Source organism: Streptomyces sp. NBC_00986, from assembly GCF_045162565.1.
In the GTDB taxonomy this organism is placed as follows: domain Bacteria; phylum Actinomycetota; class Actinomycetes; order Streptomycetales; family Streptomycetaceae; genus Streptomyces.
Genome location: NZ_CP108733.1, coordinates 3,882,111 through 3,899,528, shown reverse-complemented (window position 1 = coordinate 3,899,528; position 17,418 = coordinate 3,882,111). Strand labels below are relative to the sequence as shown.

Sequence of the window (17,418 nt, the reverse complement as noted above, 5' to 3'; positions counted from 1 at the left end):
CTCGACAGCCGCACAGGAACCCTCTCGCCTCCGGCTGACGCGTCCATCGGGCACTCGGGTACCGCAACCCCACGCGGCAATCTCGCCGTGCCCAACCACGTCAAAACCAGGAGAACCCACTCCCGTGGCAGTCAAGATCAAGCTGAAGCGTCTGGGTAAGATCCGTTCGCCTCACTACCGCATCGTCGTCGCCGACTCCCGTACCCGCCGTGATGGCCGGGCCATCGAGGAGATCGGTCTGTACCACCCGGTGCAGAACCCCTCGCGCATCGAGGTCGACACGGACCGTGCGCAGTACTGGCTGAGTGTCGGCGCGCAGCCGACCGAGCCCGTGCTCGCCATCCTGAAGCTCACCGGCGACTGGCAGAAGTTCAAGGGCCTGCCGGCCCCGGCTCCGCTGCTCGTGGCCGAGCCGAAGGCCGCGCGTCCCGTGTTCGACGCCCTCGGTGGCGACGACGCGAGCAAGGGTGAGGCGATCACCCAGAAGAAGAAGGCTGAGAAGAAGGACGAGGCTCCGGCCGAGTCCGAGTCGACCGAGGCCTGAGCATGCTCGAGGAGGCTCTCGAGCACCTCGTGAAGGGCATCGTCGACAACCCTGACGATGTGCAGGTCGCCTCGCGCGACCTGCGTCGCGGGCGTGTGCTGGAGGTCCGGGTGCACCCCGATGACCTCGGCAAGGTGATCGGTCGCAACGGCCGCACCGCTCGCGCTCTGCGCACCGTCGTGGGCGCCATCGGCGGCCGAGGCGTCCGCGTCGACCTTGTCGACGTGGACCACGTCCGCTGACGCTTATCGCACACCGGCTCGGGCCGGGGAGGGCCACTGGCCGTCCCCGGCCCGATCTGCATGAAACAGGAGAAGTGGACACGTGCAACTGGTAGTCGCACGGATCGGCCGTGCCCATGGCATCAAGGGCGAGGTCACCGTCGAGGTACGCACCGACGAGCCCGAGCTCAGACTCGCCCCCGGCGCCGTCCTGTTCACGGACCCCGCCCCGACGGGACCGCTCACCATCGAGACGGGCCGCGTCCACAGCGGCCGCCTCATCCTCCGCTTCGAGGGCGTACGCGACCGCACCGGCGCCGAGGCCCTGCGCAACACCCTCCTGATCGCCGAGGTCGATCCCGAGGAGCTGCCCGAGGAGGAGGACGAGTACTACGACCACCAGCTGATGGACCTCGACGTCGTCACCAAGGACGGCGAGGAGGTCGGCCGGATCACGGAGATCTCGCACCTGCCCTCCCAGGACCTCTTCATCGTGGAGCGTCCCGACGGCAGCGAGGTGATGATCCCGTTCGTCGAGTCGATCGTCGTCGAGATCGACCTGGAGGAGCAGCGCGCGGTCATCGACCCGCCGCCCGGACTGATCGACGACCGGGCCGAGATCGTGTCCTCCAAGGAAGACTCTTCAGAGGACACCGGCGCATGAGGCTCGACGTCGTCACGATCTTCCCCGAGTACCTCGAACCGCTGAACGTCTCCCTCGTCGGCAAGGCACGCGCGCGTGGACAGCTGAATGTGCACGTGCATGATCTGCGCTCCTGGACCTACGACCGCCACAACACGGTCGACGACACCCCCTACGGCGGCGGCCCCGGCATGGTCATGAAGACCGAGCCCTGGGGTGACGCCCTGGACTCCGTCCTGGCCGACGGCTACGAGACGGGCTCCGGCGCACCGGCGCTCATCGTGCCCACGCCCAGCGGCCGCCCCTTCACCCAGGAACTCGCCGTAGAGCTCTCCGAGCGGCCCTGGCTGGTCTTCACGCCCGCCCGCTACGAGGGCATCGACCGGCGGGTCATCGACGAGTACGCGACGCGGATGCCCGTCTACGAGGTGTCCATCGGCGACTACGTGCTCGCCGGCGGCGAGGCGGCCGTCCTGGTCGTCACGGAGGCCGTGGCACGCCTGCTGCCGGGTGTCCTGGGCAACGCCGAGTCCCACCGCGACGACTCCTTCGCGCCCGGCGCCATGGCCAACCTCCTGGAGGGGCCGATCTACACCAAGCCGCCCCAGTGGCGCGGCCAGGGGATCCCGGACGTGCTGCTCAGCGGCCACCACGGCAAGATCGCCCGCTGGCGGCGCGACGAGGCGCTGAAGCGCACGGCCGCCCACCGCCCGGACCTGATCGAGCGCTGCGAGCCCAAGACCTTCGACAAGAAGGACCGCGAGATGCTCTCGATCCTGGGCTGGTCACCGGACCCGGCCGGGGAGCCGTACGGCCGATTTTGGCGCAGGCCGGACGGCGTGGAAGAATAGGTCGCTGTTGTGCGTCGTCCGGCGTGCGCCCCTGCCACAGGGGGACATGACGCCCGCCCCGACACGGACAGCATCCTTCCCTTCACCTATCTCCCGTCGGTGACCTGTGGCATCGATGAAGAAAGCAGACGACATGTCCCACCTGCTCGACATCGTCGACGGCGCCTCGCTGCGCACCGACGTCCCGGCCTTCCGCCCGGGTGACACCGTCAACGTCCACGTCCGCGTCATCGAGGGCAACCGCTCCCGTGTGCAGCAGTTCAAGGGCGTAGTCATCCGTCGCCAGGGCGCCGGTGTCCGCGAGACCTTCACGGTCCGCAAGGTCTCGTTCTCCGTCGGCGTGGAGCGCACCTTCCCGGTGCACACCCCGATCGTCGAGAAGATCGAGCTCGTGACCCGTGGTGACGTCCGTCGCGCGAAGCTGTACTACCTCCGTGACCTGCGCGGCAAGGCCGCGAAGATCAAGGAGAAGCGCGACAACTGAGCTTGATACGGGGTTCTCATCGGGGCCGGATAACATCTGGCTCCGATGGACACCGAAGCACAGCACACGGAGCGCGACCGCTCCTCCCGCTCTTCCGACTCCGAGGACACCTCGGACACCGGAGGGCCGGAGGACCGGTCGCGTTTCGCGTTGGTGTCGCGGGTCGCCGAATGGCTTCCCGGCGGCCGGATCACCCTGACTGCCCTGGTCTGTCTGGTGTTCCTGCTGCTGCTCAACACCTTCTTGCTGCAGCCTTTCCAAATTCCTAGCGGATCCATGGAATCCGGATTGAGGATCGGCGACCGCGTTCTCGTAAATAAGTTGGCGTACCGTTTCGGTGCTCATCCGCGGCGCGGCGACATCGTCGTGTTCGATGGAACCGGCTATTTCGGGGACGCCGACTACATCAAGCGCGTTGTGGGTGTAGGGGGAGACCGCGTGGTCTGCTGCGACGAGAAGGGGAGGCTCCAGGTGAACGGGCGGTCGGTCGACGAGACGGCATTCCTGTACCCCGGGGACGCTCCGTCCACCGTGGCTTTCGACGTGGTCGTGCCCGACGGCACGCTGTTCGTCCTCGGTGACCACCGCGGCGACTCAAGTGACTCCCGGGACCACCTGGGCGACCCGGGCGGAGGCATGATTCCTGTTGGTGACGTCATCGGGCGAGCCGACTGGGTCGTCTGGCCCGCCGGGCACTGGACCCACCTCGTCCGACCCGGCGCCTACGCGCGCGTACCCGCCGGGGACGGCGCCCATGGGTAACCGCGGCAGGCCGCGCGGCGCGACACCGCCGGGCGGCTCCTTCGGGAACGAGAACCTGCTGCCGACCGGTTTCCGGCGCGCGGGCGCGCTCGCGCCGGCCGGGGGCGCCGGCCGCAGCCGGGCCGAGCGGCGCAAGCTCCAGCGCAAGGTCAAGCGGCGCCGACGGCGCTCCGCGGTCCGGGAGATACCCCTCCTGGTCGGTGTCGCGGTCCTCATAGCCCTCGTCCTGAAGACCTTCCTCCTCCAGGCGTTCGTGATCCCGTCGGGCTCCATGGAGCAGACGATCCGCATCGGCGACCGTGTCCTGGTCGACAAGTTCACCCCGTGGTTCGGCTCCGAGCCCAAGCGCGGCGACGTCGTCGTCTTCCACGACCCGGGCGGCTGGCTCGCGGACGAGCAGACCACCAAGAAGAACGACCCGATCGTGGTCAAGCAGGTCAAGGAAGGCCTCCAGTTCATCGGCCTGCTGCCGTCCGACAACGAGAAGGACCTCATCAAGCGGGTCATCGGCGTCGGCGGCGACCACGTCAAGTGCTGTGACGCGCAGGGCCGGGTGACCGTCAACGGCGTCCCCCTGACCGAGGCCGACTACCTGTATCCCGGGAACGCACCGTCCGAAACGGCGTTCGACATCACCGTCCCCAAGGGGCGGCTGTGGGTGATGGGCGACCACCGAGGCAACTCGGCGGACTCCCGCGCACACCAGAACACCAGCTACGGAGGCACTGTCGCGCTCAGTTCGGTGGTGGGACGGGCGAAGGTGATCGCCTGGCCGATGGGCCACTGGACCAGCCTGAACGAACCTAAAACCTTCGCATCGGTTTCCAACTCCGTGTCGGGGACGACCGCCGGTCCCGAACTGTCGCATAGGGTTGCCCCGGTCGATCCGAACGGATCGGTCCAACTCCCGAGCCCTGCGGAACTCCCGCTCGTTATGGGAGTGGTGGTCCTGCGCCGAGGATGGGGCAGGCGGCGGCACAGAGTAAGGAGTTGGCGTGGGGGATGTGGCGGTTGGCGCACGGTCCGGACACGACGGCGAGGAGCACCACGGACGTCCCGTGGGAGCACCCGCCCCGGCCACGGACAGCGCCGTGACCTCAGGGAGTGACTCCGGCCCGGACGAGGAAGGTACGGCGCCGGGCGACGCGACCCGCACCGAGGAACAGGGGCCGGGCGACCAGACCCCCCAGCCCAGGAAGCCGCGCTCCTTCTGGAAGGAGCTGCCGATCCTGGTCGTCATCGCGCTCGTCCTCGCGCTGCTGATCAAGACCTTCCTGGTGCAGGCGTTCTCGATCCCCTCCGACTCGATGCAGAACACCCTCCAGCAGGGTGACCGCGTCCTGGTCGACAAGCTCACCCCGTGGTTCGGCTCCAAGCCGGAGCGCGGCGAGGTCGTCGTCTTCCATGACCCGGACGACTGGCTGGCGGGCGAGCCGGCGGCGAATCCCAACGCCCTGCAGACGGTGCTCAGCTGGATCGGCCTGATGCCCTCCGCACAGGAGAAGGACCTCATCAAGCGGGTCATCGGCGTCGGCGGCGACACCGTCTCCTGCAGCGGCACCGGCCCGCTGATGGTCAACGGCAAGGCGCTGAACGAGCCGTACGTCTACCCCGGCAACACCCCGTGCACCAACGACGACCAGGGCGGCCAGTTCACCGTCAAGGTCCCCAAGGGCGACATCTGGGTGATGGGCGACCACCGGCAGAACTCGCGGGACTCGCGCTACAACCAGTCCGACAAGCACCACGGCATGGTCCCGGTGAAGGAGGTCGTCGGCCGCGCGATCGTCAAGGCCTGGCCCATCAACCGCTGGGGCACGCTGCCGATCCCGGACACCTTCGACCAGGCGGGTATCAACACCCAGGCCTCGGCCTCCCGTCTCCTGACGGCCGCTCCGGAGGGCCTCGCCCTCGTCGGGGTCCTTCCGTTGGTCCTGTGGCGTCGCAAGCGGTCGGGCAAGGACGAGTAAAGGCCTTGTAGAGCTTGTGACCTTGGTCCCGGAGGAAGGGCTGACCACCCTCGGTACCGCCGGGTAGGGTGCGGACCCATGGGTGGCGAGAGCGCAACACGTACGGCCCCGCGTACCGGCGGTGGCACAGGCAAGGGCCCGGTGGGCAGCCGGACCGGACAGCGGTTGTCCGGACTGGCCGTCGCGCTGGGCCTTGTGCTGTTCCTCGGAGGCTTCGGCTGGGGAGCGGTGGTCTACCGGCCGTACACGGTGCCGACCAGTTCGATGACGCCGACGATCGACGCGGGCGACCGGGTGCTGGCCCAGCGGGTCGACGGCGACGAGGTGCACCGTGGCGACGTCGTGGTCTTCACGGACAAGACCTGGGTGACGAACGCGCCCGTGGTCAAGCGTGTGGTCGCCGTCGGCGGGGACACCGTCTCCTGCTGCACGAACGGCAAGCTGGTCGTCAACGGCAAGCAGATCACCGAGGACTACCTCAAGGGCGGCGCGGCCGAGGACAAGTCGATCCCCGCGGTGAAGGTCCCCAAGGGCCGCCTCTTCCTCCTCGGTGACGAACGCCAGGGCTCCCTGGACTCCAGCGCCCACCTCACGGACGTCGCCAGTGGCACCGTCGCGAACAGCGCCGTGAGCGCCCGCGTGGACGCCGTCGTCTGGCCCATGAAGGGCATGCTGGAGCGCCCCACCGCCTTCGAGCCGCTCGGCAGCCTCTCCCACCCCGGCCCGCTGGGCACGATCCTCGCCGTCATCGTCGCGGGCGGTGTGCTCGTCCTCGGCGGCGGCGCCTACGGCCCGATCGCCAAGCTGGCGGCCGGCCGCCGCGCCCGCACCCGGACGGAGCCCGCCGGTGCCCGCTGAGGCCACCGAGGAGGGTCCGTACGGCGACTCGTACGAGGGCGGCCTGCGCAGGGTCGCCCGGGTCGTCCTGCTCGACCCCCAGGACCGCATCCTGCTGCTCCACGGCCATGAGCCGGACGACCCCGCCGACGACTGGTGGTTCACGCCGGGCGGCGGCCTGGAGGGCGACGAGACCCACGAGGAGGCCGCCCTACGGGAACTCGCGGAGGAGACCGGCATCACCCAGGTCGAACTCGGCCCGGTCCTGTGGACGCGGACGTGTTCCTTCCCGTTCGCGGGCCGCCGCTGGGACCAGGACGAGTGGTACTACCTGGCCAGGACGTCCGCCACGGCCGAGGGCGTGCCCGGCGCCACGGCCCTCACCGAGCTGGAGCGCCGCAGCGTCTCCGGAGCGCGTTGGTGGACGTACCGGGAACTGGACCGGGCGCATGAGACGGTGTATCCGACCAGACTCGCCGAGCTGCTCCGCAGGCTGCTCGACGAAGGTCCCCCGGCCGGGCCCGTGACCCTTGACACCGAAATCGTCTAGGGGCTCACGGGACTGGCGCACAATGGTGGGATCGCACGGGTGAAGGGGAACATGCCATGAGCGCCGAGGACCTCGAAAAGTACGAGACCGAGATGGAGCTGAAGCTCTACCGGGAGTACCGAGATGTCGTCGGTCTGTTCAAATATGTGATCGAGACCGAACGGCGCTTCTACCTCACCAACGACTACGAGATGCAGGTGCACTCGGTCCAGGGCGAGGTGTTCTTCGAGGTGTCCATGGCGGATGCCTGGGTGTGGGACATGTATCGACCGGCTCGCTTCGTCAAACAGGTCCGTGTGCTCACGTTCAAGGACGTGAACATTGAGGAGCTGAACAAGAGCGACCTGGAGCTGCCGGGCGGCTGACGGCCGTGACCCGCCGAGAGGCTGTCGCTCGTGCGGGTGACGGAGTTTTCCACAATCACTGAACGGCCCACCAAGATCCACTTGGTGGGCCGTTCCGCGTGACGGTTGGTGCCGGAGGTGGTGCCGACATGAACGCACGCAGTGCACTCGGCGAGTACGGCGAGACGGTGGCCGCACGGCGGCTGGTCGCGGCCGGTATGACGGTCCTGGAGCGCAACTGGCGGTGTGGCAGGACCGGAGAGATCGACATCGTGGCGCGGGACGGCGACGTCCTGGTGGTCTGCGAGGTCAAGACCCGGCGGGCGGGCGCCTTCCAGCACCCGATGGCCGCCGTCACACCCAAGAAGGCGGAGCGCCTACGAGGCCTCGCCGAGCGATGGATCCACGCGCACGGCGGAGCCCCGCCGGGAGGGGTCCGTATCGACCTGGTGGGCGTCGTCGTGCACCGGCGCGGCGCGGCCGTGGTCGAGCACGCTCGGGGGGTGGCCTGAGATGGGGTTCGCTCGAACGTGTTCGGTGGCGCTGGTGGGCGTCGAAGGTGTGGTGGTCGAGGTCCAGGCCGACCTCGAACCGGGCGTCGCCGCGTTCACGCTGGTGGGACTGCCCGACAAGAGCCTGACGGAGAGCAAGGACCGGGTGCGGGCCGCGGTCGTCAACTCGGGCGCACCCTGGCCCCAGAAGAAACTGACCGTCGGGCTCAGCCCGGCGTCGGTACCGAAGAGCGGCAGCGGGTTCGACCTCGCCGTGGCGGCGGCCGTCCTCGGCGCGGCCGAGCGGATCGATCCGCGCGTGCTCGCCGACATCGTGATGATCGGCGAACTCGGCCTGGACGGACGGGTCCGGCCGGTCCGGGGCATCCTGCCCGCCGTACTGGCCGCGGCCGACTCCGGATACGAGCAGGTCGTCGTCCCGGAGTGCGCCGCCGCCGAGGCGTCCCTCGTGCCCGGGGTGTCCGTCCTGGGCGTCCGTACACTGCGGCAGCTGATCGCCGTACTCGCCGACGAACCCGTGCCCGCCGAGGATCCGGACGAGCTGGGACGCCCGGACCCGCTGCTCGCCGGACTGCGCATGCCCGGCACGGGCGCTGCCACCGGGATGCACAGCGTGGGCGCGTCCCAGCACGACCCGGGGCACGATCTAGCCGATGTCGTCGGCCAGTTCTCGGCACGGACAGCGGTGGAGGTCTCGGCGGCCGGCGGCCATCACCTGTTCCTCGAAGGCCCACCCGGGGCCGGCAAGACGATGCTCGCGGAGCGGCTGCCCGCGGTCCTGCCCCGGCTCGACCGGCAGGAGTCCCTGGAGGTCACGGCGGTTCACTCGGTGGCGGGCCTGCTGCCCCCGGGCAAACCCCTGATCGACGTCGCCCCCTACTGCGCCCCGCACCACTCGGCCACGATGCAGGCCCTCGTCGGGGGCGGCCAGGGGATCGCGCGACCCGGTGCGGTGTCGCTGTCCCATCGAGGCGTCCTGTTCCTTGACGAGACCCCCGAGTTCAGCGGCCAGGCGCTGGATGCGCTACGACAACCCCTGGAGGCCGGGCATGTGGTGATCGCGCGCAGTGCGGGGGTCGTCCGGTTCCCGGCCAGGTTTCTGATGGTGCTGGCCGCCAACCCCTGTCCGTGCGGCCGTTTCTCGCAGACCGACGACCTGTGCGAGTGCGCGCCGATGTCGATCCGGAGGTACCAGGCCAGGCTCTCCGGGCCGCTGCTCGACCGGGTGGACCTGCGGGTGGAGGTGGACCGCGTGACGAGGGACCAGCTCACCGGACGCGGCTCGCGGGGCGAGTCCACGGCGACGGTCGCGGACCGGGTGCGGGTGGCCAGGGAGCGGGCGGCGGCGCGGCTCGCGGACACGCCCTGGCGCACCAACGGCGAGGTGCCCGGCCGTGAACTGCGCAGCCGCTGGCACGCCGAGCGCGGGGCGATGGACGAGGCAGAGCGCAGTCTGGAGCGCGGCGCGCTCACCGCGCGCGGGCTCGACCGGGTGCTGCGCGTCGCCTGGACGGTCGCGGATCTGGTCGGCCACGACCGACCCGGCGTGACCGATGTCGCCCTCGCGCTCCAACTGCGCACGGGCGTACCGCGAGGCGTGCCGATGGCCATCGGGGCGATGACATGACCCGGGGCGATGACACGGGCGGGGTCAACGACCGGACGGGGAGCGATGGTTGGGCCGGTAGTCATGATCGGACTGGGGCTGGGGCTGGGGCTGGGGCCGGGGCTGGTGGTGATGGCGCTGGCGGGGCCGATGACCGGGCCCGGATCGATGGCACAGGCGGGGCCGGTGGCCGGATGGGGGTCGATGATTGGGCCGGGAGTCATGATCGGGCCGGGACTGATGACGCGGGCGGGGCCAGTGGCCGGACCCGGACCGATGGCCGGACCCGGACCGATGGCCGGACCTGGGCCGATGGCCGGACGTGGACCGGTGACCGGAGCCGGCCCGATGACCCGGCCGGGGCTCATGGCTCGGCCGGGGTCCAAGGCTCGGCCGGGGTCCAAGGCTCGGCCGGGACTCATGGCGCGGGCGACGACCTGCTTGCCCGTGTCTTCCTCGCCCGGGTCGTCGAACCCGGCGACGAGGTCGCCGGGCGGTGGATCCGGGAGCTCGGTGCTGTGGAGGTCGTCCGGCGGCTGCGGAACGGAGGGCCGCAGCTCACCGGGGTGACCGACAAACGCTGGGCCGGGCTGTGCGCGCGGGCCGGACTGGTCGAACCCGGGCGGGACTTGGCCGTCGCGCAGGATGCCGGCGTCCGGTTCGTGTGTCCCGGCGACGTCGAGTGGCCCGCCCAGCTCGACGATCTCGGGGACGCGCGGCCCATCGGGCTGTGGGTGCGCGGGCACCCCAACCTGCGGATGTTGGCACTCAAGTCGGTCGCCGTCGTCGGCGCCCGCGCCTGCACCGAGTACGGCGCGCACATGGCGGCCACCCTTGCCGCAGGACTGGCCGAACGCGGCTGGGTGGTCGTGTCCGGTGGCGCCTACGGAGTCGACGGCGCCGCTCATCGCGGCGCCCTCGGTGCGACCGGCGTCACGGTCGCCGTGCTCGCCTGCGGCGTCGACCGGCCCTACCCGCGCGGGCACACCGAGTTGATCCGCAGGATCGCCGAACAGGGGCTCGTGGTGGGCGAGTTGGCGCCCGGGGAGCATCCGACGCCGAGCAGGTTCATCCTCCGGAACCGGGTGATCCGACCTTCTCTGGGGGTGCCGTGCGTGGTGAAGCATGTCGAGGGCACTTCGTGCAGCTCAGAGCCGGTGACGATGACGGTAGCGAGTGCAACAGGTGTGGCGCTATCGCTGGATAGGGTGAGCTAGAGAGATCCCACTTGGGGCCGCCGACCATAGGTCGGCGGCCCCAAGTCGAGATCGGCTCAGACCTTGCGCGCCGGGATGGCATAGGTATTGAAAAGTTGATCGCCGTTCAGGCGGTTTGCCACGAGATGGGTGGCAACGCTGCCCTCGTCCCGCCATAGACCCAGTCCGTCGGCCAGAGCAACCGTGTACTTGGTCACGGCGGCTTTGAGGGCGTCGAGCTTGTCCGGCGTGATGACGACCATGCCTGGCTCCGGGGTGCCCAGCGAGTCGCAAACGTTGCTGGGGTGGAGCATGACCGGCAGGGGAGTGGCTTCCGGATGCTCGCTGCGATCCCATCGGACGCTGCCGCCGAGCTGGTTGAGATCGTGCTTCGAGATGGTGGTGGTGGTGCAGCCCGTTTTGAGTTCTGTGACGGCATGTCGGGTCGGGCTGAGAATCCAGAGGTTGTCTGGACCTTCGCCGTTGCTCTCCTTGTCGGGGCGGCTGCTGGCGAACCCGAGGTGTCGTCCTAGCTGTTGCCAGGCGGCTTCGGCCTGGTTTGTGCGCTCCTCGTCCCAGGCGACATCCTCCAGCATGGCCTTGACCCCGAGGACGAGCTGGGTTGGATTGTCGTATGTTGCGGCTAGGAACGCGGCTGCTTCTCGGGCTTGAACGGCCCCGGCCTTGGCCTTGGCGGGGGCGATGCCGGCGGCTGGTCGCAATACCGCGTGGTTCAGTCTTGTAGCGTTCACGAGCACCTGCTGAGCCTGGTGCGAGTTGGTGAAGTGAACGTATCCGGCCCGCTGCTCCATCAGCCATCCCCGCAAGGCTGCATCGTCTGTCTGGTTGATCACCTGCACAAAACGTTCAGCTGCGTTGCTGGTCTGGCCGACGACGGCCAGGTCGAATGCCTTCCGGCTCGCGATGGCCTCGGGGCGGATTCTCGTGTACTCGGCGTAGCGGACCGTGGCCGTGCGACGCCGGCTCTCCTCAACCCAGGCCGGATCTCGGCTGAGGAAGAGTGAGAGAGCCTCCCGAATCGAGTTGATTCCCTCGCCTTTGATCTGGAGAGCTAGTTCCTGGCTGAGCCCAAGCTGGGCCTGGGTCGCATTGGAGAACATCGACAGGCGGTTAGGCTCCGTCGTGGCTCGGGCGAGGTTGGCTCCGAGAAGGAGAACCGCGCAGTGGTCGTCACGATCACGCACTCCTCGCCCCATGCCCTGCTCGATCCTCTGGATCTCACGTGCTGTGACGGTCGGGCTGCCGGTCAGGGCATCCGCTTCGCGGCGGTCGGCGCCGCTCATCGGGGTGGGGACGCCGTCGAGGATCAGGAGGCGGCAGGCGTCGCCGGGCAGGTCGACCCCGTCGTATTTGTTGATCAAGACCACGAGGCGACCGCGTGTGGACTTGAGAGATTCCACTCCGGCTGCAAGGTCGTTGACTCTGAGTACGGCGTCTGCGAATGGCTTCCACGGCTCCGCCGCCGGCCCACTGGGCACGATGACAACGACGTTGATCGGGTGCGAGTCGGGAACACCATCACCGTTCCGGTCGCCGTTGGCGAATTGCCGGGCAAGCCATCTGATGGCCCCGGCGTCGAGGTTCGGGTTGAGCGCGAGAGGAGAAAGGATCAGCCGGTCGCCGAGGTCTGCCGCGCTTCCTGGAGTGACGGGTTTGACCAGGAGTTCCGGGTCAGCATCTAGCGAGGTCACGAGCACACTGTCGTCTGCGAGAGTGGCAGTGAGGTAGACGCGCCGGCGGGCCTTCGCGAACGACGGGATCATGTGGATCGGCGGGCACGGCGGACGGATCTCGAAGCCCTGACTGGTCGCGGTCGCGGAACACAGCGGGAGGACGTCCGCGATCAGGGGCCACGCGAACCGGAACTTATCGTTGCTTTCCCGGTGTGGGTGCAACAACTCCATGACGTCCTGGGCCCGGTCCGCCCATGCCCAGAACGGGACACGGATGGCCGCCGTGTACTCCGCTGTACTGATGTCTGCCCACGCCTTCGCAGACTGTCGGCGCAAGTCGCCCTCGAACATATCCAGGAGCGGCTGGTAGGCGTCGTGCCCGCGGGCGATGTTGAGCGTGAACTGAGCCTCCGTGGCTGCCAGCGCGGCATGGGCGTCGTCAACGATCACGGTGCCCAGATCCATGGGAGGGTGTGATCCGCCGATCACTCCGAAGCGGGACAGGCCGTTGATGAGAGTGTGGAAAGTGGTGATCAGGATTGCCCGCTCGCCACGGAACTCCATGTCGTCCGGGTCGTTGGCCGTCGCCAGTCCCAGTCGGTGGGCCTCGGCTCGGGCCTGGGTCGCCAGGTAGTTGTCGGGCGTGAGATAGACGGCCTTGCCAATGCCCTCGTTCAAGGTGCTCTGCGCGATCAGCAGGCCGACGACCGTCTTGCCGCCTCCCGTGTTCTGCTTGATCACGACGTCATGGTTGTCTCTGATATCGAACCATGATTCGAGTACCTCGCCCTGTTCCTGACGGAGGTATGGGAAGGGGCGGTTCGGCAGTCCATTGAAGATGTCGCGTGGGCGGATGAGGGGTGCACGATCGCCCTTGCCCAGCCTGCTCAGATCCAGAGGCATGTCCTTCGAGTCCCCTCTCCCGCCGGCTGCGGACGCTGCCGGTCTCGCGTTGTCATCATGCCGTTGTCGGTTCCCTCGATGCACAACGATTAGCGACGCTGCGGGCGCCAGCCAGGCTGGTCAGAGGCGACCTGTCCATCGGTTGGCGCTCAGCGCCAAGCGGTGATCAATTTCCTTGGTTAATGGCCCGGGTCAGCTCACGGTTGGCGCCTCGCGCCGCCGCCAGCTCCTCGTTTCGTTCGTCGAGTTGATCGCGTACTTCCGCGAGTTCTTGCTCAAGCATCGCGATGCGCCGCTGTAGCTGGTCGACGTCGGTCGGGGCGCCGAGTCCGGAGTCGGCCCATGCGGAATCTCCGAGCGATTCGGAGAGGCGTCTCTCCAGTTGCCGGACCCGTTGCGTGAGCCGCGTGTTGCGCTCCAGCGCGTTGGCCAGGTCGGCCTGGAGCGAGGCCCTGCTCACGGCTGCCTGCCGCCCGTCGGGCGGTGGGCTGGCCGCGGCGGTGTGGACGCGTTCGAGCAGGTCCCGGTGCCGATAGAAGAAGGTGCGATCGACCCGTGCCGCGCGAGCGAGCCCGGACACGGTGATGTCCTCGCCGCTTCGCAGGGCCGCGTCGATGGCCTTGAGGACGCGTTCGCGCCGGCGGGCCGAGTCGGCCCGCTTTCCTTCGATCATGTGGGCGGTCATGAGGCTCTTCCAGGACGAAGGTCGGGCAGAGGCTGGCGGATCTTCGGCATGCCGAGCGAGACGACGTGGCGGCTGTTGCGGATCAGGCCGACGGCCTGCTCGATCTGGGTCCGGTCTTCGTCGGTGAGGCCATCGAGGTCCTCGCGGACGCGGCGGACCAGGCGCCTCACCCGGGTGATCTCCTCGTCCGAGGGCATTGCTTCGCTCTTGGCCCAGGAATCGGCGTCCGCGAAGGCCGCGAGCCGTTCCCGGTTCCGCAGGAGATCGGCCAGGTATGCCTCCAGGTCCGGCAGATAGGACACGTCGGTGCGGAAGTGCCCGCAGCCGACGCAGCGGAACCGCGCCGGGCAGTCGTGGCCGCCGGCCGCGACGTTCGACGGCTCGGAGCAAACGCCGTAGGGAACGGCGACTTCGCCAACGGCTCTGCGGGCGTGTTCGGAGTCGAGTAGGTTCTTGGCCTGGCGCCAGACGCGGTTGCCGTGCCGGTCGAACTGCATGGCGGTGACACGGTCGATGGCCTCACGGCGACGGGTCTCGCCAACGCGGTAATAGCGTTGAGTTGTGTCGAGTTGGCGATGATCCATAAGCCCTCTGAGGACGTCGATGGGGACGCCCGCGTCGGCATGTCGTTGCGCGTAGGTGTGCCGGTAGGCGTAGGGGAAGATGTTCGCCTTGTCGTAGGGGAGCAACTCGGTGACGCGTTCGCCGTTCCGCAGGACCACGGTGGGGACAAGAAAGTCGGGCAGTGAGTCGACCCAGGCTCGATGCGCATCGCTGATCCACCCGTCACTGACCGGCTTCGTGCCGTCCGGGTTCATCCGGAACGAGGGAAGCAGCTTGAGCTCCTTGACCGGGGCCTCCGGGAACCGGGCGCGCGCACGTTTCTGCTGATCGAGGATCACCGTCGCGGTCGCTTCAGGGATGGGTAGCCGCCGTCCGTTCCTGAGCGCCTTGTGATTGTCGTAGATCAGCACGGGTTTGCCGTCGCTGTCGCGTTCGAGGCAGTCCCAGCCCAGGGTCCGGATCTCGCCCGGGCGCCGTCCGGTGTCCATGAGCAGCTCGACGACGGTGCGGATCACCGGGTCATCCCCGGAGCCCAGCGAGTTCAGGTGGTCGCAGAGCTGGCGCATCACCTCCGGCGGAAGGTCGTGGCCGGCCTCGGCGTCCTCCGGATCGTCGGGGATGTCCTCCCAGCGCAGGCAGAAGTCGCTGCTCAAGCCGTGCAAAGGGTGTCCTGCCTGGTCCAGGCCGAGCGTCCTCATCCTGGTCAGCAGCCGCCTGACGTCGCGGGCGATCTTGCAGCGGCGGACTGCGCTGATCTCCTTGCGCTCGTGCAGAAACCGGAGGCGGTTGAGGAAGTGCAGCACGTCCTCCCGGCCGAGCGGCCGCTGGGCGGTGCCCCTGTCGGCCCGGTTGAGCCGGAGGCTCGTCGAGAGGTGTGCCAGGGAGTTGATCTGACTCTGGACGGTGTTTCGGATCTTGTGGCCGCGGCGTCCGGGAACGTCATCGACCGCCCAGCTTTTCGCGGCCTCACGCAGCCATGGCTGGCTGATCTCGCTGAAGTAGAGGCTTCCGGCGAAGCCGAAGGCGGCGCCGTCCCAAGTGTCCTTGTGGCGCTCGGTCTCCGGCGACAGCTGGGAGCGGTCGCAGTGTTTGAGGATGCCCCTCACGAGCCTCTGGAGGTGGCGGTGCAGCGAGCTCAGGTCGAGTTCGCTCACCGAGCCGAGTTGTCGGGCCCGGACAAGATCGGCGATGCCTCGGACTTCCCCGTCGAGCTGTCGGATTCCTTCGGCGTAACGCTGTTGCAGGCCGTAGAGGACTTCGGCCACGACCCGGTCCGGAAGGCCGCGCAGGCTGACCTTCCCCGACTCGGCGATTCCGGTCGCTGTCCGCCGCCACGTCTCCTCGTCGTGCGTGTACCCATTCCGGCGAACGATCTTCCACCGATTCGTATGGGCATGGCAGTAGGGTCCCCGGCCGTGCCGGTCCCTCGCGCAGGCCGCGACCTGACACGGCCCGAAGCTCGGCAGCGGTCGGACGTCCGGATGACGGATGAACTCCTCCACCGGCAGGCAGAAGATCTTCTCCTGCTGGTGACCGTGCGTGGTGCACAACGGCCTGTTCGACGTCATCCAGGGCCTTGCGCAGTGCGGGACCCGGCAGTTGGAGATCCCGATCCCGCGCCAGGACCGCACGGTGTTCGCGACGAACTCCTCGAACTCCTGGCCCCGCCGTTCCATCTGCTGCCAGCAGGCGACGCAGATCCCGCGGTGGGCCTTCGTGAAGGCCATCTGTTCGCAGCCGACCACGAGGCACTGAGGCCCTCCCAGCAGCGGGTGACCCGCCGGAAAGGTCAGCACCCGGACACTGGAATCCCAGCTCATCGTGCTGAGGAAGTCCGGCTTCAGCGCCGCCAGGAGCTCAGCGGTGAGCGGGTCTTCGACCGCGCGACCCGGAGCAAGGGCTAGGGTCACCGGGACTCTCCCTCGCTCAGCTGCCGCGGTGAGGGAACCCGCTCGACCGCCTCACGCAGCCGTGCCGCCTTGGGGTGCAGATAGGGCCGTGCCGAGGCGGGGTTCTTCTGACCCAGCAGGGCCTGGACCTCGTCGAGGCTGCCGCCCGCGTCCGCGACGTTGCTGGCCATGGCGTGGCGACACATGTGCGGGGAGATCGGCCGGTCCAGCCCGGCCCGCCTGGCCAGTGACTCCACGAGCTCGCCGATCGCGTCCGGGGTGACGGGGGAGCCGTAGGGCGGGCGGAAGAGGTTCACCAGGAGGAAGTCGCTGCCGCCGGCCCCCAGCAGTTCGAAGCGTTCCAGCGCGTACTGATCGAAAGCCTGGACCACCAAGAAGTCGACGGGGAACCAGACGGAGTCCCGGCGCTTGGACCAGGCGTTGTTCTCGTTCTGCCGCCGGACGACGTGCAGGTGGGCGCCCTCGATGTCGCAGCCCAGGGACCGCGAGTCCATCAGCAGGTGGAGGTCGGTGCGGTGCAGGCCCGCGGTCTGACCGCGCCGGAGACCGACCCGGGCGAGTAGCAGCAGGATCAACCGGTCCCGAGCCGAGCGGCAGGCGAGGAACATCGCGACGATCTCCTCATCGCTGGCCCGGTCGACATCGGTCTCCGGTTCTTGTAGCCGGTGGCGGGCGCGCAGCCGGTAGCGCAGCCCGCCGTTCTCTCCGCGTGCCTCGTAAGGCAGGTCCCGGTCGTCGCCGAGCTCGTAGAGCTGTTCCAGCACCCAGGCCGGCACCGTCTTGTTCACCACGGCGTGGGCCAGGAACATTCGGACCGCGGTCAGCACCTTGTTGATCCGGCTCTCGCCCCGGACCGGCTTCGAGCCCGGACCTGGTACCACGGTCCTGTGCTGGCCGCTGTCGCCGGGCGTCCACTTGAGCCAGAGCATGAACAGCCCCATGTCGCGGGCCGCGGTCCGCCAGTCACGTCCCGTACGCACGCACCAGCGCAGGAACAGGGACACCCCTTCCGCGTACGACTTCGTCGTACTCTCCGCCCGGTCCCGAGCCAGTCTCAGCTCCCGCAGGAACCGATCAGCGCTCTCCATCACCACCAGGTCGTCGTCCACCACGGTCCAGTACCTGGTGCCCGACGGCATCCC

General features: G+C 68.7%; 17 protein-coding genes and 1 pseudogene. 14 read left to right on the top strand and 4 right to left on the bottom strand.

Annotated elements, in window-relative coordinates; all coding sequences use genetic code 11:
- Positions 1–124: 124 nt before the first annotated feature.
- The 14 genes and pseudogenes from rpsP to OG504_RS16610 form a co-directional block, all read left to right on the top strand.
- Positions 125–544, top strand: a complete 420-nt coding sequence (gene rpsP, locus OG504_RS16675) for a 30S ribosomal protein S16 (protein ID WP_266772951.1) — start codon at positions 125–127, stop codon at positions 542–544.
- Between the two features lie 2 nt (positions 545–546).
- Entirely contained in the window at positions 547–786 is a 240-nt protein-coding gene (locus tag OG504_RS16670) for an RNA-binding protein (RefSeq protein WP_005479813.1), read from the top strand.
- A gap of 82 nt (positions 787–868) precedes the next feature.
- Entirely contained in the window at positions 869–1,429 is a 561-nt protein-coding gene (gene rimM / locus OG504_RS16665) for a ribosome maturation factor RimM (RefSeq protein WP_405990549.1), read from the top strand.
- Complete coding sequence (gene trmD / locus OG504_RS16660; protein WP_019058700.1) at positions 1,426–2,259, top strand: tRNA (guanosine(37)-N1)-methyltransferase TrmD; 834 nt, start codon at positions 1,426–1,428, stop codon at positions 2,257–2,259. The genes rimM and trmD overlap by 4 nt, the downstream gene beginning before the upstream one ends.
- 133 nt (positions 2,260–2,392) lie before the next feature.
- Positions 2,393–2,743 carry a 50S ribosomal protein L19 gene (gene rplS / locus OG504_RS16655; RefSeq protein ID WP_033282651.1) on the top strand — a complete coding sequence of 117 codons (351 nt, stop codon included), beginning with the start codon at positions 2,393–2,395 and terminating at the stop codon, positions 2,741–2,743.
- A gap of 45 nt (positions 2,744–2,788) precedes the next feature.
- Positions 2,789–3,505: a signal peptidase I gene (gene lepB / locus OG504_RS16650; RefSeq protein WP_405990548.1), complete on the top strand. Its 717-nt coding sequence runs from the start codon at positions 2,789–2,791 to the stop codon at positions 3,503–3,505.
- Entirely contained in the window at positions 3,498–4,613 is a 1,116-nt protein-coding gene (gene lepB, locus OG504_RS16645; protein ID WP_405990547.1) for a signal peptidase I, read from the top strand. Before lepB (OG504_RS16650) ends, lepB (OG504_RS16645) begins: the two co-directional genes overlap by 8 nt.
- Positions 4,501–5,475, top strand: a complete 975-nt coding sequence (gene lepB / locus OG504_RS16640) for a signal peptidase I (protein ID WP_405990546.1) — start codon at positions 4,501–4,503, stop codon at positions 5,473–5,475. Before lepB (OG504_RS16645) ends, lepB (OG504_RS16640) begins: the two co-directional genes overlap by 113 nt.
- Positions 5,476–5,553: 78 nt before the next feature.
- Positions 5,554–6,333, top strand: a complete 780-nt coding sequence (gene lepB, locus OG504_RS16635; RefSeq protein WP_405990545.1) for a signal peptidase I — start codon at positions 5,554–5,556, stop codon at positions 6,331–6,333.
- Positions 6,323–6,862 (top strand): NUDIX hydrolase, encoded by a 540-nt coding sequence (locus OG504_RS16630; protein WP_405990544.1) that lies wholly within the window; start codon positions 6,323–6,325, stop codon positions 6,860–6,862. Before lepB (OG504_RS16635) ends, OG504_RS16630 begins: the two co-directional genes overlap by 11 nt.
- Positions 6,863–6,918: 56 nt before the next feature.
- Positions 6,919–7,227: a DUF2469 domain-containing protein gene (locus OG504_RS16625; protein WP_003965949.1), complete on the top strand. Its 309-nt coding sequence runs from the start codon at positions 6,919–6,921 to the stop codon at positions 7,225–7,227.
- Positions 7,228–7,355: 128 nt separating this feature from the next.
- Positions 7,356–7,718: a YraN family protein gene (locus tag OG504_RS16620; RefSeq protein WP_405990543.1), complete on the top strand. Its 363-nt coding sequence runs from the start codon at positions 7,356–7,358 to the stop codon at positions 7,716–7,718.
- 1 nt (position 7,719) lies between these two features.
- Positions 7,720–9,345 carry a YifB family Mg chelatase-like AAA ATPase gene (locus tag OG504_RS16615; RefSeq protein ID WP_405990542.1) on the top strand — a complete coding sequence of 542 codons (1,626 nt, stop codon included), beginning with the start codon at positions 7,720–7,722 and terminating at the stop codon, positions 9,343–9,345.
- A 416-nt stretch (positions 9,346–9,761) separates the two neighbouring features.
- Positions 9,762–10,415 (top strand): annotated as a pseudogene (locus OG504_RS16610) (DNA-processing protein DprA); the annotation flags it as partial.
- A gap of 182 nt (positions 10,416–10,597) precedes the next feature.
- Here OG504_RS16610 and OG504_RS16605 read toward each other — a convergent pair.
- The 4 genes from OG504_RS16605 to OG504_RS16590 form a co-directional block, all read right to left on the bottom strand.
- A complete protein-coding gene (locus tag OG504_RS16605; RefSeq protein WP_405990541.1) occupies positions 10,598–13,117 on the bottom strand; it encodes a DEAD/DEAH box helicase in 2,520 nt (839 codons plus the stop codon).
- Between the two features lie 166 nt (positions 13,118–13,283).
- Positions 13,284–13,802 carry a DUF6262 family protein gene (locus OG504_RS16600; protein WP_405990540.1) on the bottom strand — a complete coding sequence of 173 codons (519 nt, stop codon included), beginning with the start codon at positions 13,800–13,802 and terminating at the stop codon, positions 13,284–13,286.
- Complete coding sequence (locus tag OG504_RS16595; protein ID WP_405990539.1) at positions 13,799–16,276, bottom strand: tyrosine-type recombinase/integrase; 2,478 nt, start codon at positions 16,274–16,276, stop codon at positions 13,799–13,801. The genes OG504_RS16600 and OG504_RS16595 overlap by 4 nt, the downstream gene beginning before the upstream one ends.
- Positions 16,273–17,415 (bottom strand): tyrosine-type recombinase/integrase, encoded by a 1,143-nt coding sequence (locus tag OG504_RS16590; protein ID WP_405990538.1) that lies wholly within the window; start codon positions 17,413–17,415, stop codon positions 16,273–16,275. The genes OG504_RS16595 and OG504_RS16590 overlap by 4 nt, the downstream gene beginning before the upstream one ends.
- Between the last annotated feature and the right edge of the window lie 3 nt (positions 17,416–17,418).

Coding starts and splice junctions, on each gene's coding strand:
- OG504_RS16590 (WP_405990538.1), bottom strand. CDS start 17,415: ATGCCGTCGGGCACCAGGTACTGGACCGTGGTGGACGACGACCTGGTG.
- lepB (WP_405990545.1), top strand. CDS start 5,554: ATGGGTGGCGAGAGCGCAACACGTACGGCCCCGCGTACCGGCGGTGGC.
- OG504_RS16605 (WP_405990541.1), bottom strand. CDS start 13,117: ATGCCTCTGGATCTGAGCAGGCTGGGCAAGGGCGATCGTGCACCCCTC.
- OG504_RS16620 (WP_405990543.1), top strand. CDS start 7,356: ATGAACGCACGCAGTGCACTCGGCGAGTACGGCGAGACGGTGGCCGCA.
- OG504_RS16625 (WP_003965949.1), top strand. CDS start 6,919: ATGAGCGCCGAGGACCTCGAAAAGTACGAGACCGAGATGGAGCTGAAG.
- OG504_RS16600 (WP_405990540.1), bottom strand. CDS start 13,802: ATGACCGCCCACATGATCGAAGGAAAGCGGGCCGACTCGGCCCGCCGG.
- lepB (WP_405990548.1), top strand. CDS start 2,789: ATGGACACCGAAGCACAGCACACGGAGCGCGACCGCTCCTCCCGCTCT.
- lepB (WP_405990547.1), top strand. CDS start 3,498: ATGGGTAACCGCGGCAGGCCGCGCGGCGCGACACCGCCGGGCGGCTCC.
- OG504_RS16670 (WP_005479813.1), top strand. CDS start 547: ATGCTCGAGGAGGCTCTCGAGCACCTCGTGAAGGGCATCGTCGACAAC.
- rplS (WP_033282651.1), top strand. CDS start 2,393: ATGTCCCACCTGCTCGACATCGTCGACGGCGCCTCGCTGCGCACCGAC.
- OG504_RS16615 (WP_405990542.1), top strand. CDS start 7,720: ATGGGGTTCGCTCGAACGTGTTCGGTGGCGCTGGTGGGCGTCGAAGGT.
- trmD (WP_019058700.1), top strand. CDS start 1,426: ATGAGGCTCGACGTCGTCACGATCTTCCCCGAGTACCTCGAACCGCTG.